Origin of the sequence: Microbulbifer sp. YPW1 (genome assembly GCF_013367775.1) — a bacterium.
GTDB lineage: Bacteria > Pseudomonadota > Gammaproteobacteria > Pseudomonadales > Cellvibrionaceae > Microbulbifer.
The window spans coordinates 2,736,900-2,760,683 of the sequence record NZ_CP055157.1 but is presented as its reverse complement, the minus strand read 5'-3'; the positions used below and the strand labels follow the sequence as shown (position 1 = coordinate 2,760,683).

Below are 23,784 nucleotides of genomic sequence, written 5' to 3'. Positions count from 1 at the left end.
CTTTTCCAGCGCATCCAGCACAGAGCAACCCATAAAAATAATAATCCCAACCGGCGAAACAGGATGTACCCCGGTATCAATAAAAAATCTCGACAGGAAGCGCGGCGACTTTCCCAGTAAACTGATTCGATTAGACTGGATCCAGGTAACCGGGAAAGGTCCCACGAAAGAAGGGATGTATAGCGATGAATTCTCACACCAGTAGCGGACAGGCTGCACGGCAGTTCATCATTGCCGACGATCATCCGCTGTTCCGCGGCGCCCTGCGGCAGTCCATCCAGCAGCACTTTCCCGGCGCCACCATCTTCGAGGCCTGCGACATGCAGAGCCTGCAGCAGTGTGTGGCCGAACACCCGGACTGCGACCTGTTATTGCTCGACCTGCACATGCCCGGTGCCCACGGTTTCAGCGGGCTGATTTTCCTCAATGGCCAGTATCCACAGCTGCCGGTGATGGTGGTATCCGCCAATGAAAAGCCGGAAATCATGTGCCGTGCTATCGACTACGGCGCCTGTGGTTTCCTGCCCAAATCGGCCCCGGTAGAACAGATCGCCGATGCACTGCAGCAGAGTCTCGAGGGCGAAATCTGGCTGCCACCGACAGTGGCAGAGCGCTATGAGGCCGGCCATACCAGCGGCGATGATGCGGAAGTGGTAGATGTTATCGCCACCCTCACCCCACAGCAGTTCCGCGTGGCTACCATGCTCGCGGAAGGCTTGCTGAACAAACAGATCGCCTACGAAATGCAGGTCACCGAGGCGACCGTCAAGGCGCACCTCACCGCCCTGTTTCGCAAGCTGAACGTCAATTCCCGCACCCAGGCAGTGTTGGCCCTCGGCAGTCTGGATGTGGAGCCTCCAGGACAGTTTGCGCCGCCGCAGCGGCCGGAATCCAAACCGGTCAATTGACCTGTCCGCTGCGCACCAGTCGCCGTATCAGGTTGCGCAGCGCTGCCGGTTTCACCGGTTTGGCCAGGTAAAAATAGCCCCGCTCTGAAGCACTGTTGCGCACCGCTTCCGAGGTATCCGCGCTGATCAGTATGCCCGGCAGTGCCAACTGCCAGTGCGCACACAGCGCCTCCAGCGCATCGATCCCGGTCGCCTTGTGGTCCAGGTGATAGTCAACAATCACAACTTCCGGCGGTGTGGAAAACTGCCAGCGCGCCAGCGCCTCATCCAGCGACACCGCGGTGACCACACGACACCCCCAGCCCGTCAGCAGGCTTTCCATACCGCGCAGAATCTGTCGCTCGTTGTCGATACACAACACCGCCGCCGACGCCAGGCTCGCGGTACCGCCAGCACTGGGTTTCTCAATTCGCGCAGCCTGTACCTCACCCACGGGCACACGGATACTGAACATGGAACCGCGCCCGGGGATAGATTCCAGGCCCAGACGGTGCCCCAGCAGGTCCGCGCTGCGACGCGCAATCGCCAGACCGAGCCCCAATCCTTTATCGGCACTGCGCTCACTGCTGCCGAGACGCACAAACTCATCGAAAATCTGCTCGCGAGCGTCAGCAGCGATGCCCGGCCCGGTGTCCCATACCTGGATTTCCAGCACCTTGCAGGCTTCCCCTTCAATCGTGGTGTCAGTGCGCCGACGCACTCCCAGCAACACCCGTCCACGGGCGGTGTAGTGCAGCGCATTGCTGAGAAAGTTTTGCAAAATCCGCCGCAACAGGTGGCGGTCTGAATAGACCCAGGCATCGGTGGGTACATAGCGCAGGGAGAGTCCGCGCTCGCTGGCCAGCGCTGAGAATTCCGCGTTGAGTCCGTCCAGCAACTCACGCAAAGGAAAGCTGGCGCGTTTGGGGGTCAGGCTGCCCGCGTCCAGTCGACTGATTTCCCGCAGAGCGCCAATTAATTGTTCGGCGGAAGTGAGCGCACTGTCGATATAGTGAATGTCGTCCCCCATCTCGCGCCAGCTGCCGGCCGCGGCTTTTTGCTGCAGGGAGGCGATAAACAAGCGCGCGGCATTAATTGGTTGCAGCAGATCGTGGCTGGTGTGGGCGAGAAACCGGGTCTTGGCCGCGTGCAGTTCGCGGATTTTCACTTCCGCCTCGGCGCGACGACGGTTTTCCTGCTGAAGCGCCCGGTTGCTATCTGATAATTCCGCAGTGCGCTGCTGCACACGGTCTTCCAGGCTGCGCCGGTTTTCCTCCAGTGCGTCCACCGCCGCGCGGTACTCGCTGATATCGGTAAACGTGGTGACAAAGCCACCGCCGGGCATGGGTGTACCGCGCACCTCAACGATCGCGCCGGAGGGTAGCCGTCGCTCGAACCGGTGCGCGCTGCCGTGGCGCAACAGATCCAGTCGCCGCTGCACGTGCGCTTCCAGAACCTGCGGATCGTCACTGTCTCCGTACAGGCCGCGCTCGGCATTGTGCCGGTAGAGATTCGCCACCGGACAACCGATGTACAGCAGTCGCTCGGGATAATTGAACAGCTCCAGGTACTGGCGGTTCCAGGCCACCAGGCGCAGCTCGGCATCCACCACGCTGATACCCTGGCTGATGGTTTCCACGGTGGTCTGCAGCAGTTCCTGACTGAAACGCAAGCGCTCCGAGGTGCTGTCCACCAACCGCGCAATATCCTCAAGCTTCAGCGGCCGGTTACTGTGCAGCAGTCCCATCACCTGGTGCGCCGCCGCGGAACCGACGATCCCCGCCAGGGTGCGTTCCGCCTCGCCAATCACAAAACGCGGTGCAGCGTCGTCGGGCAACAGGCGCTGCTGGCTGCGCTGCTCGAACCCGTTCCAGATTTCCTCCAGCCGGTCGCGCCCCACAAACGGCTGCAGCAGGCTGTGCAGCTGTCCCATACGGATACTGGTGGGCACCATATCCGGCACCGGTTCGTCACTGTGCTCCGGGATGACGAAAGCTATGGCCTGGCGAATATCCCCCGCGCTCTGGCGGCAGAAAAACGATACCCCGATCAGCAAAACCACATTGAACAGCAGGCTCCAGAAAACCCCGTGGCTGAGGGAGTCCAGGCCGGAAAGCCCGAACAGCTGCTGCGGTCGCAACCAGTCCAGCCCGAAGGCTCCCTGCTGCAACAAAAGTGCATCGGGGAAAGTTGCCGGTAACACCAGGCTGTACAACCACAGCCCGTACCCCGCAATCAGCCCCGCCCAGATACCGCGCCTGTGGGCCCTGGGCCAGTAGAGCGCAGCAATTAAAGCCGGCGCCAGTTGCGCCGCCGCAGCAAACGACAACAGGCCAATGGACGCAAGTGCCTCCATCCCGGTTATGGCCCGGTGCATCCCCCAGCTCAACAGCATCAACAGCAGGATACTCACGCGGCGGATCAGCCGCAGGTGCCTGCCCAGCGAGACTGCGGTCAACCGGGTATACCGGCTCAGGTAGAGCCATACCGGTGCCACCAGCTCATTGGAAACCATCACCGCCAGGGTTACCGCGGCGACGATCACCATCCCGGTCGCGGCGGAAAAACCACCGATATAAGCCAGCATGGTCAGTGCGTTCTCGCCGCCCTGCAGCGGCAGGGTCAATACCAGGGTGTCGGGATCACTGAGCCCGGCCGCCACCAGCGGTTGCCCGACCAGTGCAATCGGCAGAATCAGGACAGAGAACAGTATGAGGTAAGCGGGTAACAGCCAGCGCGCGGTATGCAGGTCGTCCGGGTTGCGGTATTCCACCACGGCCATATGGAATTGCCGCGGCAGGCAGATGATCGCCGCCATCGCCAGCAGGGTCTGGGTGACAAAATTGACGTCCGGAACCAGTCCCTGGAAATCCAGGGTCCACTCGCTACGGGGTAACTCCATACCGCTGCCACCGGATACCAGCAGCCAAAGCGCGAACACCGCCACCGCGGCGAACGCCAGTAGTTTCACCAGGGATTCCATCGCAATCGCCACCACTACCCCCAGGTTGCGCTCGCGCCCTTCCAGGTGTCGCGTGCCAAACAGGATCGCAAACAGCCCCATCAGCAGCGCGGTGGCCAGCGCGGTATCCAGGTTGACGAAGGTATCGCCCTCGCCGCTGCCGCCGATGGCCTGCCAGCCCATGGTCACCGCACGCAACTGCAGGGCGATATAGGGCAGGCTGCCGACAATAGCCAGCAGTGTCACCAGCGCCGACAGCCCGCGGCTCTTGCCATAGCGCGACCCGATAAAGTCAGCGATAGAGGTAACTTTCTGACGCTCCCCGACCTGCATCAGCTTGCGCAGGAAACCGCCCGCAAACACGAATAACAGGATGGGGCCAAGGTATATAGGCAGGTAACTCCAGGTGTCACTGACCGCCTGCCCAACGGCACCAAAGAATGTCCACGAGCTGCAATATACGGCCAGGGTGAGCCCATAAATGATCGGGCGGAAACGTTGGATCCACTGCTTACGCTGGTCTGCCCGCCACGCCACCACAAACAGCAGTGCCACGTATAACAGGGCAAAAAATAGCAACAGTGGCTTGCCGATCATGGTCTTCTCGCAGCAGCAGGACGGGACAATTCAATTCCCTGTATACCTGAAGGAGAAGCCGTAGGGCAATTAGCGAATAGTCGAGCGATTGTTGGTGAATGGATGCAGAAACGAAAATGAGCGACGGGTTACCTTGCCGCTCTCGCTGAGAGCCAGAAATCAATCAGGCAATGCAAGGTTGTCCCCAGGCTCAAGATTCCAGTGCAGAATCCAGAGCCGCTTTTACCATCTCCGCGTACCGGGCATCCGCCTTGCCAAACTGCACCAGCATGCGTTGCTGGATCGACGCGCTGGCCTGACACAAACCGACGGCAATGTTATCCACAAGCTGTTGCTTCTGGTCGTCACGCATCAGACGGAACAGGGCTCCGGCCTGGGAGTAATAATCCTGTTTGTCCTGGCTGTGAGGTTTCACCCAGGCATCCCGTTCAAGGGGCATGGGTGGCTCGGCTACGGACGGCACGGGTACCGGTGCGCCCTGATTGACACGGTCGTTGGGGAAAAAGGGCACCTCACTGCCCTGATTGACGGCAAAGGCACCGTCGCGCTGGTAGTGGTTCACCGGACACTTGGGCGCGTTTACCAGAATACTGTTCACGTTGGCACCCACGCGATAGCGGTGTGCATCCTGATAGGCAAACAGTCTCGCCTGCAGCATCTTATCCGGAGATCCGCCGATACCCGGCACCAGATTGCTGGGGGCAAACGCGGCCTGCTCCGTCTCGGCAAAATAGTTTTCCACATTGCGGCTCAACTCCAGCATCCCGATATCCACCAGCGGCGCTTCATCGTGCGGCCACACCTTGGTGAGGTCGAACGGGTTTACCGACAGGTTTCTTGCCTGCTCCTCGGAGAGTAACTGCAGTTGCACTTTCCATTTTGGATAATCACCAGCATCGATGGATTCCACCAGATCCTGCTGGGCACCGAAGGCCGGGTAATGTACCGCATCCTCGCTGCGCACATTTTTGATCCCCTGCTGGGTTTTCAGGTGCCACTTCACCCAGAAGCGCTCACCCTCTTTGTTCCAGAAACTGAATGTGTGCGAACCAAACCCATGCATATGCCGATAACTGAGGGGAATCCCGCGGTCGGACATCAGGATGGTCATCTGGTGCAGTGATTGCGGATGATTCGCCCAGTATTCAAAGCTCGCCACCGGGTCCGGCACATTGGTGCGCGGGTTCTTCTTCTGCGAGTGAATAAAATCCGGGAACTTGGATGGATCATTCAGGAAGAACACGGGTGTGTTATTGCCCACCAGATCGAAGTTACCCTCCCTGGTATAGAACTTGATGGCGAAGCCGCGGGGATCCCGCGCATAGTCGCTGGAGTCCTGACCACCACCCACCGTAGAAAAGCGCACGAAAACTTCGGTGTCCGTCCCCGCTTGCTGCAGGAAGTCGGCAATGGTCCAGTTGCTGAGGTCTTTACTCAGGCGGAAGGTGCCGTAGGCACCGGTACCACGCGCGTGCACCACACGTTCGGGAATCCGCTCGCGGTTGAAGTGCGCCAGTTTCTCAAACATCCGGAAATTATCGAATGTCAGCGGCCCCCTCTCACCAGCAGAAATACTGTTGTTGTCGTCGGCAATCGGCGCGCCGGCGGAAGTGGTCAGTTTGGTGCTGCTCATGGCGGATACCTCTTTCCATAGACCCGCCAGTATCAGTAACAAAACTTGGCAGCGAGTCAGAGCGAGCCGCGATTCTTCTCCCCCGCAGAAAGTGACGATTGATCCAGATCAAGAGTGATGATTATTCCGCCAAACCGGCTTCATTGACATATGACTATCTAGACGCCACTTATTTGACACAACAGGCCCCTCTACTAGGCTCAATGCGGGAGTTTGATCCTTCGATGATAATCAAAAGAGAATTGCGCCATGATCATAGCTACTGACATGCCAGAAGTGAGCCGCTGTGCCGCCACCGAGTGCGCCTACAATACCGATTCCGCCTGTCACGCCCGCGCGATCACCATTGGCGATGGCGAGGATCCGGATTGCGATACCTTTTTCAGCAACCACGAGCACACCAAACGTGAGCGTGTTGCCGGGGTCGGGGCCTGCAAGGTCACCGGCTGTAATCACAATCAGGATTTCGAATGCAGCGCCGACCAGATCGAGCTTGGCTACAGTGGCGACTCGGTCAACTGCCTGACCTACGCCCACTAAACCAGACTGCGTTCGCAAATAAAAAAAGGGAGGGAAGCCGAAGCTTCCCTCCCTTTTTGCATTTCTACTAGCTTCACTTTCTAGCTTCAGCGTCTCACTTCAGCTTTTAACTGCACGCTGTGCTCAGTCGGCCACTTTTGATCCCTTGAGACCGTAGTAGGCGATGTACACATAACATACCACCGGCACCAGGAAAGAGATCTGCAGGCCCGCAGTATCCGCGACAACGCCCTGAATCAACGGCACAATGGCGCCGCCGACAATGGCCAGACACAGCACTCCGGATGCCTGCCCCGCCTGCTTACCCAGTCCCTGCAGCGCGAGGCTGAAGATGGTCGGGAACATGATCGAGTTGAACAATCCCACCAGCAGAATGGCCCACATGGCCAGGGCACCGGCACCGAGAATCGCCGCAAACACCAGCAGAATGGCTGCCACGGCATTGAAGGCCAGTACCAGCCCCGGAGAAATTGTGCGCATGACCGCAGCACCGATAAACCGCCCCACCATGGCACCGCCCCAGTAATAAGCGATGTAGTGCGCCGCCTTGGCCTCTTCCATCGCCGCCACACTGTCGAGGCCGAGGAAGTTCACCAGGAAGCTGCCGATGGACACCTCTGCGCCCACATATACAAAGATACCGACCGCGCCCAGTACCAGGTGGCGGTGAGACCATACGGACTCTCCCTCAGCGGCCACCGCACTGTGCTCATGCATTTCGATCTGTGGCAGTTTCAAGCGGCTGAACACCACAGCCAGTGCCGCCAGTACACCGGCCAGCATCAGGTAGGGAACCTTCACTGCATCCGCCTCTGCGTCGGCGCTCAGGGCATCCGCGCCCACCGTGGCCGCAGAAAGGATCAGGACACCACCAAAGAAAGGCGCAATGGTAGTGCCGAGGGAATTGAATGCCTGGGTAAGGGTCAGGCGGCTGGATGCCGTGGCCGGATCACCCAGGGCCGTCACGTAAGGATTGGCAGAGACCTGTAGCAGCGTAATCCCAGAGGCCAGTACAAAAAGCGCCCCCAGGAATAAGGGGTAGGAGTGGCTTTCTGCCGCCGGATAGAACAGCACGCACCCCAGCGCCGCTACAGACAGGCCACCCACTATGCCCTTCTGGTAGCCGATGCGTTTTACCAGCGCACCCGCCGGTAATGACACCGTGGCGTAGGCGCCAAAAAAGCAGAACTGGATCAACATGGCCTGGGTATAGCTCAGGTTGAAAACCGCTTTCAGATGGGGAATCAGAATATCGTTGAGGCAGGTAAGAAAGCCCCACATGAAAAACAGCACGGTCAGTGCGGTCAGCGCAAAGCGGAAATTGCCACCGACAGCGTTATCGGAAGAACCCGCATCGGTATTTATATTGGTCACTGGAGCCTGGATCCCGGCCATAGTTCACCTCTTATGATAGTTATTGTCCCTGCATCACCATTGTCTGAATGCCTGGTCACCGGAGCACCCGGACGCACCATTCGGGGCATGTCCCATGTTCCAGTTACTAAGACGCGCCAGACAGCATTAACCACTCCCCGCCTTACACGACTCACGCCGCTGCTTGGGCCTTGGGAATTTTCAGCACAGCGGCAAACAGTATCACGGCGCCAGGGCCCCGACTGTTGCCACTTTGTGCAGGCGAGTCCCACTTTTACAGGCGGTGGGAAGTGGGAGGGCACGAACAAAAAACGGCCACCAGTGATCCCGGCAGCCGTTCGATCCGCCGCCGGAAATAGCGGCGGCAGGGTTAGCGTGTAATCACTCTTCCAGGGGCGGATAGGCGTTTTCTACCAGAACCTGGAAGGCTTCCGGGAACCAGCGGCCCGCGTGCGGCGCGTTGTCCATGGCACCGGTACCGACGGAACTGTCGTAACGGTTCGGGGCATTGGGGTCACACATGGGGTCGTGCTGCTTGGCCGGGTCATTGGGGTCCGGGGTGAAATTGGGGTCACTCACACCATCGGACTCCCCCTGGGGTTTCACCCAGACATAGGCGTCGATACCCGGCGCCGGAGTCGCCTGTGGACGGAAGCCCACACCACCGGGCTGGTTACACCAGTTGCCGCGGTTTTCCCGGCGGTCGATACGGCTCTCATTCACATAGGTGTTGAGGTCCGTACTGGTGGACGGCCCGCTGGGCCTGTCCGGACCGCCCCAGCCATTGCGACCGGTATCGATCAGCATACCGAGGGTCTGCGGCGCGCCGCGGCTGATCATGGCATCGCGCCAGTCCTGGGCAAAAGAGAGCTCTTCCAGGTAGTCATTCCACTCGTAGAAGTCCGCAGAGCGCACCGGCTGCCCACCCACGGTCAGGGTGGGATCCGGCAGGTAGGGCTCCTCCACCGGGGTGTAGTTGGAGGTGTTGGTGACGAATCCGGCGATACTGCCCCAGCCCGCGTCGGTACTTTCCACCACCTCACCGATCAGGGTCACTGCGGGGCCGAAGTTGCTGCTCCAGCCCAGCCACCCGGAGTGGGCGATATCCACGTAGGAGTAGACATTGTCCAGCTGCGCCAGTTTGTTCAGGGCGTAGCGGATACCGTCGCGGTAACCGCCGGGGCCATTGGCTTCCTGGCAGTCCGGCACGCTGAGATTGGAGATCAGGTTCGGCAGGGAATCCACCTCGATGATGGTGACGATGTTCAGGTCCGCATAGGCCGGGTCTGCCAGGATCGCCACCAATGGGTCGATGTACTCGGTCTGGTAGCGCTCGAAACCGTTTTCGGCGATCAGCAGCTCACCATTGGAGGCGAGAGCCGCGCAGTCCCGGTTCGGCAGGTTATACACCACCACCATAAACAGGTCAGCGCCCTGGGCCAGCGCTGCGTCCAGATGGCCTTTGAGGCCGCGGCCCTCAGTGAGCGCGCCGATGCGATCCATCCATACCGCAGAGCTGAAATCGGCAATGGCGGCACCGCCGGGCTCATTAAGAGCATTTTCCGCCCAATCCGGGTTCACATACCAGTTGCTGGAAGCGGCGAACGGATTGTCGTGACGCACACCGGAACCACTGCTGCTACCAGAACTGCCAGAGCTGCTGGAAGTACTGCCACCGGAGGAACCGGAACTGCTGGAGCTACCACTGGATGACGAACTCGACGAGGACGAACTGGAAGAAGAGCTCGACGAAGAGGACGAGGAAGAGGAGCTGGACGATGAACTCGAAGAGGAACTTGACGAGGAACTGGAGGAAGAGCTGGAGCTGCTGGATGAGCTGCCACCGGAGGAGCCACTGCCGCCGCCGTCACCATCCACCGTTACCGCCACCGGCGCGAGACCGCCGGGGAAGGCAATAAAGCCCAGGCTCACCTGGCCTCCAGCGGGAATACTGTCGTTATATCCCGCGGAGGCAACAACATAGCTGGCGCCCTCCCGGGAAGCGACGACGCCGTTCCAGATATTGCCAATCTCCACTGGCATATCAAAACTGAGCGTCCAGTTTGTCAGGGGCGTAGTGCCGTCATTGACTACAGTGATTTCCCCCTGGAAACCATCACCCCAGTCGTTGGTTATTTTCATGGTTGCCTGCGCCGCGAACGCCTGCACAGCACTCAGCATTAATGCGAGCGCACAGGAGCACACCAACAGCAACCTGTTCGGTATCTGTTTCATGATCGCTATCCAATTATTTTTTGCCATTAAAGGTTTGTGGTGGGAAGAAAAGCCGGTGCCATCGCGGCACCGGCTTTTTAAGTCCGCCAGGTTACTCGGGTGAGTTGCTCCACAGGCGATTTAGCAGGTTGGTCTTGCGCTGGTCGAATTCGAGCCATTCACCCCAGCCCGCGGTATTGCTCTGCGGGTCGTAGGCATGACCGTACCAGCCACCGGTATCCCCGGATTCCGGGTTGATAGACCAGTAGCAGCCCTGGATATTTTTCTCGACCATATAATCGACAAATTCCTCCTGCCACTGGATATCCACGACACCCGGCTGGATATGATCCCAGCGGGCCTGGTCGCGCAGCGTAGCTTTGGCAGGCCAATCCATATTGCCGCCGAACTCACCAACAACTACCGCATAGCCCATTTCTCGCAGGTAACCAAAGTGCTCGTCCCAGCCCTGACGCAGGGACACCGGATCGATCACGATATTACAATCGGCATCGCCCGCAGCATCACCTTCCAGGCCTTCACACTCCGGCTGCGATTCCACATCCATAAACCCTTTCTGTACAAACACGGAAGGACCGTAAGTGTGTGGAGACCATACCAGGCGGTCTTTGGGAATATTCGGCGGGTTGCTACCGGCTTCGAACAGGTTTTCACCCCAGTTCGGGTTTGTCTGCTCATCGCCGTGGGGCACCTGGGTAATAGTGTCCGGGGTACCGTCCTGATTACCGGCAGTGGATGAAATGCCCTGCACGAACAGCAGGGTATTCGGGTTCACTTCATCAATTGCGGCGAACGCATCCTCGGTGAGGCTCTTCCACTCCTCCCAGGTGTAGTCCCAGGGCTCATTGTAGATATCGATACCGATGATATTGTCCACACCCAGCGCTTCCTCCAGCCCGGCCAGCTCGCGCAGGTTGTCGAGCCAGATATCGCGGTTGTATTCCTGCACGCGGGTAACAGAATCCGGGTTGCCGGTCGCCGCACAGGAAGTGTCCTCGCGCGGGTAGTCATACATCTCGCGATCGCGATCCACATAGGGCGGGCGCGCATCCAGACGGCCGGCACGCCAGCCGACATAGTTGGAACAGGAGTGGACATCCAGCATCACTTCGATGTTGTTGGCATCCGCAGCAATGATGAACTCTTCCATTGCCTGGCGGGCGCTGGGTACCAGTACCGACTCGTGGTTTTTCAACACGCTGCCGCTACCCTGCGGATCATTCGGATCCAGCGTTTGCGGTGCTATCGGGAAACGCACGACATTCACGCCCATGGCAGTAATCTCGCTCATGGTCTGCTGGAGGGTACGGCCGGTACCGGAACCGCCATTCGCCCAGAAGGTATTGCCCACATAGAGCTCCATCGGCGCACCACTCGGGTTGGTCGCATCGCTGGAGGGCTCATGACGCCCCTCGAGACCAAACCAGGAACCGCAGTTCATCGGGATGACTTCACCGTTTTTGGTGATATTGCCCGAATCGTCTACACGGAATCGGCCAGAACCGGAAGAGCTGCCGCCGGAAGAACCGGAAGAACTACCAGAGGAACTGGAAGAGCTTGAGGAACCGCCGGATGAACTGGAAGAACTTGAGGAACCGCCGGATGAGCTGGAAGAGCTCGACGAACTACCGCCGGAAGAACTGGACGAGCTCGAGGAGCTAGACGAGCTGGAAGAACTGGAGGAGCTAGAAGAACTGGATGAACCGCCGCCGGAAGAGGAACCACCGTCGTCACCGATCACAGTGACTGCCGCCGGCGCCAGCCCGCCAGGATAGGCGACAAATCCGACGCTCACCTGCGCGCCCGGGGCAATGGTGCCATTGTAATCCGCAGCAGCCACCACATACTGGCTGGCGCTTTGGGACTCGATGATCCCGTTCCACAGGTTGTTAATATCCACATCCATATTGAAAGATACGGACCAGTCGGTTAGCGGCTCGCTGCCATCATTGATGACTACGATTTCCCCCTGAAAGCCGTCGCCCCAATCGTTGACGATGTTCATTTCCGCCTGTGCCGCCAGCAGTGCAGCGGACGAGGTCCCCAGCCACATCACCAGGCCGGCTTTGGCGAAAGCCTTGTACATGGCCCGCCTTTGTATTTTTTTTACTTCCATCTCTTCTCTCCAATCGCTATCGAGTATTTCGGTTTTTGTCTGGTAAGAATCCGGACCGTTACTGCAAAGCAGTGACGGCGCAATACGGGCCCGGCTCTTACCCGGCTTCCTGCCCTACCTCATTCCTGTGCAACGGACACCGCCTGACCGCACTGCTGCACCACAAATTCCATCCTGTGTGAGTAACTGACTCTAATCCGTAGCCAGCGAGTACATCCGCTGCTCCTCGGTTCCTTGCGTAAAAAAATGCACCTGCAGTTCGCTGCGATCAGAGAAATAGGTCATATCCACAATCTCTCCGGCATCGCGATCGAGCACACGGAAGTGACTGCCATCCGGAAGACTCATGGCGAGACTCTGGCGGTCCTCGCGATCCAACTTTCCATCGACATTACTGTCACTCGCAACATATTGAAAAAGTATTCTTACAGTGGTCGCTCCGTATCCCACGTTGTTGTGATAGAGCGGCCAGTAACGGGTAATGACCTGCGCCCCATCGGAAAACAATCTGCGCGGAACAATGCCATCGCGGATAAAGAATTCGATATTGCGAAGACTTCCCTCTCCGGCTTGATCGTCCCCTTCACGCAGTTCGCGCAACTGGACGGAGACACCGAGCAAGTCCACCGCTGTGATCGCGTACGTATCTGTATCGGCAACCTCTCGTCGATGATCCGCAGTTTCCCGCTGCGTAATACTGTCCGCGGCTACGGCCGGCGTAGCTTGCCGCGCAGAAACCATGGCGTTATCCGGTTCACTGGAAAATTGTGAGGAAAGCGTGCTGTCAGACGAATCACCGAACGTCCACGCATCCACCAGAATCACCATCGCGCCGCAGAGAACCAGCAGAGACACGAATGTGACCCAGTCCACTGCAGCAATACGCCGGAAAAAATGATCGGGGGGAAAACTCTGAATTTTCACGGACGCACCGCCAATCCCGAATTACGGGCAACGCCATCGAATACCCGCTGTTCGCCAGCACCCGCAAGGTCACGCACTACCAGGGCATATTCGCGCGCACTCAAGTTTTCCGCCTGCAGGTAAGCAAAGCGGTCGCCATCCAGAAAAACCGGTGCGTGCGCGGCTACCTGCTTATCGGTCAATTCCGTGCGCTGCCCATCGAGACGCGCCATAAATATCTGCAGGTTGCCTTCGTAGACTTTGCGATGCCGGGATTCGTCGTAGTGAAACCGGTAATCCATCAGTGCCGAATACAACAAGGATTGTCCATCCCGGGACCAGCTGGGCGCACCCTGTACCTGATGTGCTTGCGCAGATAATTGCAACGGATCCGTTGCGCTACCCAATGCCGGTTCTTCCGTCATTTCCATTACCCAGAGACTGCGGGCTGCCGGCGTATCCGGATGAAACACAAAGGCCAAGCGATCACCCGTGGGCGACCATGCCAGCGCCACCACGCTACCGCAGGCTTTACAACGACGGTGCCCATTAGATGCGTCGTGCGCACTCGACTGCCGCAGAAAACTTGCCAACTCACTGATGGATGCAGTCTGTTGCACACAATCTAGGGCACATTCCGCAAGCAGAATCTTTCCGCCGCTGGAATCGCGCGCTGCGATGGCGAGACTCTTCCCATCCGGAGACCAGTCAAAATCCAGAATCTCCTCAACTTCTAGCTGCACACGCGTTTCCCCCGACCCAAGTGCCAGCACCACCAGATTTTTGCGCGCGCGTATAAATGCCACGCGATGTCCGTCCGGACTAAATTTGGGGGAGATTTCGTTTTCAGGTGTTCTGGTGAGCGGCGTCAAAGAACCCTGGTTCCCCCTATATAAATAGAGGTCAAACGCTTCATCGTTTTTGGAAATATCGATATTTTCATCACCATCACGATTGGAGGAAAATACCACCAAGCCCTGCGACGAAATATCGGCATCGATATCCCGCCAACGAATATTCTCGGTAATTTTTTTCAGTTTTATATTTGCGCCACTACCACCAATCGCATCGGCAGAATATGAATAAATATTCGATACCGGCCCCATCACCTTCGCACTGAATACAACTTCCTGTGCGAACGCGGAAAGAGTCATAGAAAAAAATACAGCGCACACAATCATTCGGTAAAAATAATACCGGCACTGACGATGAAAACTGATGAAATATTCCAACCCCATCTCCATGACAATCAGAAAATATGATGACTTTGGGTAGCGCCACGCGCGACACCGGTGTAGTTGCAACGTGCCTGAAATTCAAAACAGACCCACAAAAAGATGACTTTCGAGCCAAATTTTCAAAATTGCGGCGTTGGAAATGCAGAAAGAAAAAAAGATGTGAATTCAGATGCAAAAAATGAGACGCACTCGTCACATGAGAAATATGCACACTGCAAAGGGAGTTTTGCTGTTATACGGCTGCAGAATTGAAGAAAACAGCCAGAGGAAAGTCGGTGAGGAATCACACCAAGGGCACTGATACCCGGGAATAGGGCCAATCGGGAAGTAAATGATAGGGGACGTAAAGCGGGGAGGGAGAAAGCGGCCCGGCCGAAGTTTACCGAGCCGCAAAGTCAAACCAGATTATCAGCTGACCTTTTCGCCGTGCGCCTGCTTGTCGGCGTGGTAAGACGAGCGCACCATCGGCCCACAGGCCGCGTGGGTAAAGCCGATCTGCTCGGCGTAGCGGCGGTACTCTTCAAACTCATCCGGGTGTACATAGCGCTGCACCGGCAGGTGCTCCTTGCTCGGCTGCAGGTACTGACCGATGGTGAGCATGTCGATATCGTGCGCACGCATATCGTCCAGCACCTCGAAAATTTCTTCCTTGGTCTCACCGAGGCCCACCATCAGGCCGGACTTCGTCAGCACATCCGGACGGCGTTTTTTGTATTCCTGCAGCAGTTTCAGGGACCACTTGTAGTTGGCACCAGGACGGGATTCGCGGTACAGACGCGGCACGGTTTCCAGGTTGTGGTTGAACACATCCGGGGCTTCGGCCTCGAGAATATCCAGAGCGATGTCCATACGGCCGCGGAAGTCCGGGGTCAGGATTTCCACCTGCAGATTGGGCGACAGTTCACGAGATTGCTTGATGCACTCGGCGAAGTGCTGGGCACCGCCGTCACGCAGGTCATCGCGGTCCACAGAGGTGATGACCACGTAGCGCAGACTCATTGCCGCAATGGCTTCGGCCAGTTGCTGAGGCTCATTCGGATCCAGCGGATTGGGCTTGCCGTGGCCCACATCGCAGAAGGGGCAGCGACGGGTACAGATCTCACCCATGATCATGAAGGTGGCGGTACCACCACTGAAGCATTCCCCCAGGTTCGGGCAACTGGCTTCTTCACACACGGTAGCGAGCTTCTGCGAACGCAGGATGCTCTTGATCCGCTCCACTTCCTTGGATGCCTTCACCGACGGTACTTTCACCCGAATCCAGTCCGGCTTGCGCAGCGTCTGGTCACTCGCGATCACCTTCACCGGGATACGCTCTACCTTGTCGCCATCGCGCAGTTTTTCGCCCTGTTGCAGACGACGAGTGCGCTTTACCGGGGTGATTTCCGGCTTGGCAGCCTCACCCGGCTCGACGGTGGTCGCTTTGATTTCGGACTGGTCGGCGTCAAATCGTTCAGACATTGCTCGTTCCTGGTTCGGTACCCTGCGCTGTGCCGGGTACCGCAAATAACTTTTCGTCAAATAACTGTTCGTCCACCGGCTGCCAACTGGCCTCCGGCAATTGCAGCTTTTGCTGCAGGGCCGCGACAAAGCTTTTTGCCACTGCTTCCCACGCGGGGGTGGGCTGGACAATCTCCGCCATCTGCACCATCTGCATGCCCGCGTAGCCACAGGGGTTGATACGCAGGAAAGGACCGAGATCCATATCGATATTGATGGCAATACCGTGAAAGCTACAGCCTCGACGCACCCGCAGGCCAATGGAAGCGATCTTGTTGCCGGCACGCGGCCCTTCAGTCAGATATACCCCGGGTGCATCGGGACGCGGCGCGGCGGGGATTCCGAATTCCGCCAGCATGGCAACGGTGGCCTCTTCCAGCGCAGTAACCAGATCGCGCACGCCGATTTTGCTGCGGCGCAGGTCCAGCAGTGGATAGACCACCAGCTGACCGGGACCGTGATAGGTCACCTGGCCGCCGCGATCCACCTGTACCACGGGGATATCCCCGGTATTGAGCAGATGTTCCGCCTTGCCGGCCTGGCCCTGGGTAAATACGGGGGGATGTTCAACACACCAGATCTGATCCCCGGCGTCGTTGCCGCGGTTGTCAGTGTAGTGGGCCATGGCACGCCATACGGTTTCGTAGTCGCGCCGGCCAAGGTTATAGATGACCGGTTTTGGGGCGGCCATCACAGCACCATGTACACGCCCGGATGGGCTTTGAGTTCTTCGAACAGTGCCTTCAACTGGGGCTCGCCGGTGGCCAGAATGAAGAAGGTCACCGAGGTGAACTTGCCATTGCGGCTCGGCTTGTGCCGCAAGCGCTCTTCATCCAACTCCGGTGCATGGCGGCGCATCACCTCCATGACGAATTCGTGGACCTGATCATCGGTGTCTCGCACCACTTTGACCATGTAGTCTTCACAGGGAAACTCAATTTTTGGAGGCTGCTGCTCTGTATCCTGGGTCATACCACACTCACTGGGCCGCAGGACAGATAATGGAGGCGCAGGGACCAATCCCAGCGGGAGTTGCGGCCGGGCGGCGATTATACAGTGCCGACAGTGGAGTGGACAGCGAGGAAAGATTGCAGAAGAAACTGCTTTAGGGAGAGAGAATCATAGCCCGGTGGACCACGCCACCGGGCTGATTGGGGTATTTTCGGCTCGAATTACTCGAAAAAGCCCATGACAAAGCGCTTGACCGCGTCCCAGATACGCTTGAAGAAGCCGGCTTCCTCCACGTCTTCCGCCACCACCGCAGGCACGTCAGCGACGGTTTCTCCATCCAGGGTCACAACAACCTTGCCCACCTGTTGCCCCTTGGCCAGGGGTGCCTTGAGCTCTCCGTCGATAATCAGGTCGGCCTTGATGCTCTCTTCGCCGCCGCGGGGGATAGTGACAAATACGTCGTTTTTCACCGCGATACCCACGGTATCCGTTTTGCCCGCCCACACTCGCTCGGTCTGCAGCACATCGTTGCTGCCGTACACTTTGTGAGTCTGGTAGTAGCGGAAACCGTAGGCCAGGAGCTTTTGGGTTTCCGCCGCACGTTTTTCATCGCTGTCGGTACCGACCACCACGGAAATCAGGCGCATGCCGCGCTTCACTGCGGAAGCCACCAGGCAGTAACCCGCCTCTTCGGTGTGACCTGTCTTGATGCCATCTACCGCCGGGTCGCGCCACAGCAGGCGGTTGCGGTTGGGCTGATTGATGCCATTAAAGCGAAAGTACTTCTCTGAATACAGGGCATAGTGATCCGGGTGATCCTGGATCAGTGCGCGCGCCAGCTTACCCAGATCGCGCGCGGTGGTGACATGCCCTTCCGCCGGCCAGCCAGTGGCGTTGACGAAATGGGTATCCTGCATACCCAGCAGTTGTGCCTGCTGGTTCATTACCTCGGCAAAGACTTCTTCACTGCCGGAAACATACTCTGCCAGGGCAATACTGGCATCGTTGCCGGACTGCACGATAACGCCACGCAGCAGGTCGATCACCGGCACCTTGTCGCCGACCTTAACGAACATCTTGGAGCCGCCCTTGCGCCAGGCCTTCTCCGAAATATTCACCATGTCCTGCTCTTTGATGGCGCCTTTATCCAGCTCTTCGGAGACGATGTAGCTGGTCATCATCTTGGTCAGGCTGGCCGGCGGAATCTGCTTGTCCGCATCGTGCTCAACCAGTACCTGGCCGGTATGGGCGTCAATCAGTAAATAGGCGGAGGCTGCAAGCTGCGGCGGCGCTGGTATCAGCGGTTTATCGGCCTGGGCCACACTGGTGCTGACTAACAGGAGCAGACAGGCAAATAAGCGTTTGAACATGGGTATCTCTTTATTCCTTGCGTTCGAAAAGTGTCAAAAACCCGGCGCCGGCCGGGGAATACGCTGCCGGGCAGCCAATCAGTCAACCACCACCTGGGGTTGGCCGAAATTCTCCTGCTCTACAGATTCCCGCAATGCGGCCAGTGCCCGCTGCTGGGCAATGGGTCCGATACGCACCCGGTAAAGCATTTTTCCGTCACGGTTTATCGGGCTGACGGATACAGGATAGCCGAATGCAGCGGCCAGTTGTCCACGAATCTCTTCTGCCTGGGACGATGAACTGTAAGCGCCCACCTGCAAAAACGTATTTTCCGGCAGTTTGAAACTGGCGTCTTGCGGCAGACCTTTACGCGCTGCGGCGTCTTTTTCCACTGCCAGGCTTTCTGTCGCACTGGGCAGGGATTCGGGGTCCAGAGCCACCACTTCTACCCGCGCAACGCCTTTGTCGATATACCCGAGTTTCTGCGCCGCGGTATAGCTGAGATCAATAATGCGCCCCGGCACAAAGGGGCCGCGATCGTTGACGCGGACGATGATACTGCGACCGTTGTCCAGGTTGGTGACTTTAGCGTAACTGGGCAGTGGCAACGTTTTGTGTGCCGCGGACAGGGCGTACATATTGTAGACCTCGCCATTGGCCGTTTTACGCCCGTGGAATTTGGTGCCGTACCAGGAGGCATGCCCGCGCTCGCTATAGCCCTTTACACCTTTCAATACCCGGTATTTAACGCCATTAACCACATAGGGAGATTTGTTGCCGGCAACTCCGATTGGTTCCCGCACCGGGGTAACTTCCGGTGTGGCGAGCATATCGACCGGGACATCCGGGCCGCTATCGCGGACCTGATCGAAGGGCACATCTTTCGGTTCCACTTTGGCCTTACCCGAATCCTGTAGAGGTACAGTGCTGCAGGCGCCGAGTAACGCCAGCGTGAGACCAGCCCCGAAACGGGCAAAGCCCGCGGCTTTAGCCGCAATTTTTCTGATTTTCATGCCTTCCCCCCGGAGCAGGTCAAACAGCGCCCGCTACCGCGATTTATCGTAATTGCTATGCGTAAAAAGGCCGGATATACCGCTGATATCCGGCACAGAAAATCTGCTTATTGGTTTAGCGACCCCCGAAACCTCAGGAGCGACCACCCCGCGCTTTGATAATTTCCTGGCCAAGCTCGTATACCGCCATGGCGTACAAACGGCTGTGGTTATAGCGGGTGATGGTGTAGAAATTGTTCAGACCAATCCAGAACTGTTCCCCATTTTCCGCATCCAGGGAGAATACGTTGGCAGGCATATCCTTGGTAACCTGCGCCGTGGTGGGGAAACCCTTGGCTTCAAGTTCACCCACTGTCCATTTGGGCTTCAGGTCGTCATTGACGATGGTCATATCCGCATTAGGCAGCGGCTGGGTAATGACGGTGATCGGTTCACCGGCTTTCCAACCGTGCTCGACAAAATAGTTGGCCACGCTGCCGATGGCATCTTCGGTATCGGTCCAGATATCCACGCGGCCATCGCCGTTGAAATCCACCGCGTAGTGACGGTAGCTCGAGGGCATAAATTGACCGAAGCCCATGGCGCCGGCGTAGGAACCTTTCAACGTGGTCGGATCGATTTTTTCATCGCGGGTGAGCAGCAGGTAGTTTTCCAGTTCCTTGGTAAAGAACTTGGAACGGCGGGGATAGTTGAACGCCAGGGTGGAGAGCGCATCCAGGACCCGGTAGCTGCCCATATTGCCACCGTAACGGGTTTCCACGCCGATGATCGCCACGATCATTTCCGGCGGCACACCGTACTTTTCCTCCGCAGCCTTCAGCGCATCCGCATTCTTGTCCCAGAATTCCACTCCGCCGGCAATACGCGTATTGGTGATGAAGATTTTGCGGTACTCGTGCCAGGGCTTGGCTTTTTCCGCCGGACGCTTGATCGCCTTGAGGATCGAGTCCTTGCGCTTGGCATCTTTCATCAGCAGCTGCAGTTCATCGCGGTTGAAGTTGTGCTCGGCCACCATGTAATCCACAAAGGCCTGGGCCTGGGCATTTTCCTCGTGCCCCTGCTCTTGCGCACAGGCGCTGAGAACCAGTCCCAAACCCGCCAACAATCCTGTGGTCCACTTCAAAACAACCGCTCCTGTGTTCATAGAGTACTTCCAACTACTTTTTCAGTTATTAACATCGATACGCTGTTGTGACTGCAAACGCGCCAAAAAGTGGCACGATACACGGGAAAAAGTGAAGTTTGGCTGAACGGGCTCACATTGAGCCACCAAGTATCAAGCCATTAAAAAAGTACTCTGCGTCTTTCCGTACTGATCGCCATCAGAATGCCGAAACCGGCCATCAGGGTAATCACCGAGGTGCCGCCGTGACTTACCAGCGGCAGGGGCACCCCCACCACCGGCAACAGGCCCGTCACCATACCGATGTTCACAAACACATAAACGAAAAATGTCAGCGTGATACTACCCGCCAACAGACGTCCGAATACATGCTGGGCCATAAAACTAATATAGATGCCCCGGGCAATGATCAACAGATACAGGGTGAGCAGGATAAGCGCTCCGCGCATTCCCCACTCCTCGGCCAGTACCGCGATAATGAAATCCGTGTGGCTTTCCGGCAGGAAATCCAGCTGCGACTGGGTGCCCTGCATGTACCCCTTGCCAGCCCATCCACCGGAACCAATGGCGGCCTTCGACTGGAAGATGTTCCAGCCGGCACCCAGGCGGTCCGCATCCGGGTTGAACAGGGTCAGAATGCGCTGTTTCTGGTATTCCCGCAGGCCCCACATCCACATGGGCCAGGCGGCCATCGCGCCCATGACCGCGGCACCGCCGATCATTCTCCAGCTCAAGCCAGCCAGGTAGAGCGCAAAAATGCCCGATGCTGCGATCAGGATCGAGGTTCCCAGATCCGGCTGCCGCACGATCAGCGCCGCCGGAATACCGATGATAATGAGGGTCCCGGCGACCGTGAGGAACGAAGGCGGCAAGCTGCGCTTGTGCAAGTAGGCCGCTACCGCAATAGGTACCGCGAGCTTCAACGCTTCCGAGGGCTGGAAGCGAAACCCGCCAATCTGCAACCAGCGCTGGGCCCCTTTTGCGCCCACACCGAAAAACAGCACCGCCACCAACAGGCAACAGCCGGCAAGATAAAACCAGGGGGACCAGCGCCGGTAGAATTCCAGCGGGATCTGCGCGGCGATCGCCATGCCCACAAACGCGAGCCCCATGAAAACCGCCTGTCGCTTGACGTAATGGATCTCTTCCCCGGACGCGCTGTACAGCACCACCAGGCCAACGCCAGCCAGCACCATCAGCAACAGCAACAGGGGAACATCAATATGCCAACGGCGGGAGAAGCTTTCCGGCCGCCGCAGGCTGCTGCCGGCATCCGGCAGGCGGTGCATATAATCGCGACTAGCCACGGATGTGCGCCTCCTGAGTAATCATCATCGGCGGGCGCCAGGACTGCAGACTGGCCGTGTCCTCCAGCGGGCGGGACATCCAGTCGAAGAACACTTCCCGCGCTACCGGCGCCGCCACGAGTCCACCGCCCTCACCGTTTTCTACCAGCACCGACACCGCAATCTGCGGATCGTCCACCGGCGCAAATGCCACAAACAGAGCGTGGTCCCGGTGTCGCTCCTTGAGCGCCTCGGAATCGTACCTTTCGCCCTGGGCGATCCCCACCACCTGTGCGGTGCCGGATTTACCCGCGACCTTGAAATCCAACCCGGCGCCGGCTCTTTTACCGGTACCGTGGAGGCTGTAAACCACAGCTTCCATACCTTCGAATACCAGATCCCAGTGCTCCGGCCGCGCATCCACGTGATGCAGTATCTCCGGCGGCTGCTCCACGCCGTCGACGGCCATCACCATCTGCGGGCGATAATGGGTACCGCGATTGGCGATGGTTGCAGTCATCACCGCCAGCTGCAGCGGTGTCGCCAGTACAAAACCCTGCCCTAGCACCGCATTCAGGCTGTCACCGGGGAACCAGGGCACACCGCGGGCGCCGCGTTTCCAGGCGCGCGAAGGGAACAGCCCCGGGTACTCCCGCGGCAGGTCGATACCGGTTTTCTCGCCCAGTCCAAAACGCGTGGCAACATCGTGCATGCTGTCGATGTCCCAGCGCGCAGCCATATCCCAGAAGTAAACGTCACAGCTCTGGGCGAGCCCCTGGATCAGGTCGACATGCTTGCCGTGCCCCCAGCGCTTCCAGTCGCGGTAGATGCGCTTGTCATTGGGCAGCTTGTAGTAGCCGGGATCTGCCACTTCGGTTTCAGCAGTAATGATGCCCGCGGCGAGGCCACCGAGGCCCATCATCGGCTTCAGGGTCGATCCTGGCGGGTACTGCCCCTGCACCACACGGTTGAACAGTGGCACATCCAGGGAGTCCCGCAGCGCACTGTAATCCTTGAAGCTGATGCCGGTAACAAACAGGTTCGGATCAAACGAAGGCTGGCTGACAAACGCCAGTACCCCGCCGGTTTTGACATCGATGGCCACCACCGCGCCGCGGTTGTCACCCAGTGCTTCGGTAGCCACCTGTTGCAGGCGGGTGTCCAGATGCAGGGTCAACTCGGAACCGGGCTTGGGGTCATGGCGCTCCAGCACCCGTAACACACGGCCGCGGGCATTGGTCTCCACGTTTTCATATCCGACCTCACCCAGCAGCAAATCTTCGTAGGAACGCTCCAGCCCCACCTTGCCGATACTCTGGGTACCCCGGTAACGGCGCACATCTTCCTCGGTAAAGCCGGAAAGCTCGCGGTCGTTGATCCGCCCCACGTAACCGACGCTGTGGGCAAACAGCTTGCTCTGCGGGTAATAGCGGACCAGTTCCGCCTCCACGGATACCCCCGGCAGGTGGAATTCATTGACGCTGATACGGGCGATTTCATCCTCGCTCAGGCGGTAACGCAGGGGGACAGGCTCAAACGGTCGGCGGCGCTGCAGGCGGCGATTGAATTTCTCAACGTCGCTATCGTCCAGTTCCACCAGGTGGCCGAGCAGCTCCAGGGTGGCATCCAGATCCTTGACCCGCTCACGCACGATAGAAAGGGTATAACTGGGACGGTTGTCCGCCAGCATTTCGCCGTTGCGATCGTAGATCAATCCGCGGGTAGGGGGGACGGGGCGGACCTGGATCCGGTTCTGGTCAGACTGGGTGCGGTAGTCCTCAAAGTTGACCACCTGCAGGTTGTAGAAGCGCGCCACCAGCACCCCCAGCAGAACCACAACGCCACAGATCGCCACCAGCATACGGTTGCGAAACAGCCGCTGTTCGGTGTGGTGGTCTTTGAAACGCAGGTTTTCAGACATGGTGGTCGAAACGGATTATTCGGTGGCGCGAAAATGACCACGAAGTGTACACAAGTTTGCCGCCCCTGCGGAGCTTTCGATACCCGGATAGCACCCGGGCCCGCCGAACAACAGGCCGGCTGCAATCAAAAAGAATTGAACGCCAATCCCCCTCA

Annotated in this window: 17 protein-coding genes; 2 read left to right on the top strand and 15 right to left on the bottom strand. The window is 58.3% G+C overall.

Features of this window, described 5'->3' with window-relative positions; translation table 11 throughout:
• Positions 1-185: 185 nt before the first annotated feature.
• A complete protein-coding gene (locus HUW35_RS11345) occupies positions 186-908 on the top strand; it encodes a response regulator transcription factor (protein WP_181252436.1) in 723 nt (240 codons plus the stop codon).
• On the opposite strand, the gene HUW35_RS11340 is transcribed toward HUW35_RS11345, so the two are convergent.
• Positions 901-4,446, bottom strand: coding sequence for a NahK/ErcS family hybrid sensor histidine kinase/response regulator (locus HUW35_RS11340; protein WP_255463247.1), 3,546 nt, complete (start codon positions 4,444-4,446; stop codon positions 901-903). The genes HUW35_RS11345 and HUW35_RS11340 overlap by 8 nt on opposite strands.
• Before the next feature lie 190 nt (positions 4,447-4,636).
• The gene (locus HUW35_RS11335) at positions 4,637-6,079 is read right to left on the bottom strand and encodes a catalase (protein ID WP_181252435.1); all 1,443 of its coding nucleotides are present in this window, start codon (positions 6,077-6,079) and stop codon (positions 4,637-4,639) included.
• 249 nt (positions 6,080-6,328) lie between these two features.
• On the opposite strand from HUW35_RS11335, the gene HUW35_RS11330 reads away from it, so the two are divergent.
• On the top strand, positions 6,329-6,619 hold the full coding sequence (locus HUW35_RS11330) for a DUF1540 domain-containing protein (protein WP_181252434.1): 291 nt from the start codon (positions 6,329-6,331) through the stop codon (positions 6,617-6,619).
• Between the two features lie 123 nt (positions 6,620-6,742).
• On the opposite strand, the gene HUW35_RS11325 is transcribed toward HUW35_RS11330, so the two are convergent.
• The 13 genes from HUW35_RS11325 to mrdA all read right to left on the bottom strand — a co-directional run bounded on the left by HUW35_RS11325 (position 6,743) and on the right by mrdA (position 23,629).
• Positions 6,743-8,014, bottom strand: coding sequence for a sugar MFS transporter (locus tag HUW35_RS11325; RefSeq protein ID WP_181252433.1), 1,272 nt, complete (start codon positions 8,012-8,014; stop codon positions 6,743-6,745).
• Between the two features lie 360 nt (positions 8,015-8,374).
• Entirely contained in the window at positions 8,375-10,228 is a 1,854-nt protein-coding gene (locus HUW35_RS11320) for a glycoside hydrolase family 6 protein (protein ID WP_255463246.1), read from the bottom strand.
• 91 nt (positions 10,229-10,319) lie between these two features.
• Positions 10,320-12,344, bottom strand: coding sequence for a cellulase family glycosylhydrolase (locus HUW35_RS11315; protein ID WP_255463245.1), 2,025 nt, complete (start codon positions 12,342-12,344; stop codon positions 10,320-10,322).
• Between the two features lie 192 nt (positions 12,345-12,536).
• Entirely contained in the window at positions 12,537-13,268 is a 732-nt protein-coding gene (locus tag HUW35_RS11310; protein ID WP_181252432.1) for a hypothetical protein, read from the bottom strand.
• Complete coding sequence (locus tag HUW35_RS11305; protein WP_181252431.1) at positions 13,265-14,401, bottom strand: PD40 domain-containing protein; 1,137 nt, start codon at positions 14,399-14,401, stop codon at positions 13,265-13,267. Before HUW35_RS11305 ends, HUW35_RS11310 begins: the two co-directional genes overlap by 4 nt.
• Positions 14,402-14,893: 492 nt before the next feature.
• Positions 14,894-15,946, bottom strand: a complete 1,053-nt coding sequence (gene lipA / locus HUW35_RS11300; protein ID WP_255463244.1) for a lipoyl synthase — start codon at positions 15,944-15,946, stop codon at positions 14,894-14,896.
• Positions 15,939-16,676 (bottom strand): lipoyl(octanoyl) transferase LipB, encoded by a 738-nt coding sequence (lipB, locus tag HUW35_RS11295; protein WP_181252430.1) that lies wholly within the window; start codon positions 16,674-16,676, stop codon positions 15,939-15,941. The genes lipA and lipB overlap by 8 nt, the downstream gene beginning before the upstream one ends.
• The gene (locus tag HUW35_RS11290) at positions 16,676-16,957 is read right to left on the bottom strand and encodes a YbeD family protein (RefSeq protein WP_181252429.1); all 282 of its coding nucleotides are present in this window, start codon (positions 16,955-16,957) and stop codon (positions 16,676-16,678) included. The genes lipB and HUW35_RS11290 overlap by 1 nt, the downstream gene beginning before the upstream one ends.
• A gap of 200 nt (positions 16,958-17,157) precedes the next feature.
• Positions 17,158-18,306 (bottom strand): D-alanyl-D-alanine carboxypeptidase family protein, encoded by a 1,149-nt coding sequence (locus HUW35_RS11285; protein WP_181252428.1) that lies wholly within the window; start codon positions 18,304-18,306, stop codon positions 17,158-17,160.
• Between the two features lie 78 nt (positions 18,307-18,384).
• On the bottom strand, positions 18,385-19,299 hold the full coding sequence (locus HUW35_RS11280; protein WP_181252427.1) for a septal ring lytic transglycosylase RlpA family protein: 915 nt from the start codon (positions 19,297-19,299) through the stop codon (positions 18,385-18,387).
• 133 nt (positions 19,300-19,432) lie between these two features.
• A complete protein-coding gene (gene mltB / locus HUW35_RS11275) occupies positions 19,433-20,422 on the bottom strand; it encodes a lytic murein transglycosylase B (RefSeq protein WP_255463243.1) in 990 nt (329 codons plus the stop codon).
• 161 nt (positions 20,423-20,583) lie between these two features.
• On the bottom strand, positions 20,584-21,729 hold the full coding sequence (gene rodA, locus HUW35_RS11270; protein ID WP_255463242.1) for a rod shape-determining protein RodA: 1,146 nt from the start codon (positions 21,727-21,729) through the stop codon (positions 20,584-20,586).
• Complete coding sequence (gene mrdA / locus HUW35_RS11265) at positions 21,722-23,629, bottom strand: penicillin-binding protein 2 (protein WP_181252425.1); 1,908 nt, start codon at positions 23,627-23,629, stop codon at positions 21,722-21,724. The genes rodA and mrdA overlap by 8 nt, the downstream gene beginning before the upstream one ends.
• Between the last annotated feature and the right edge of the window lie 155 nt (positions 23,630-23,784).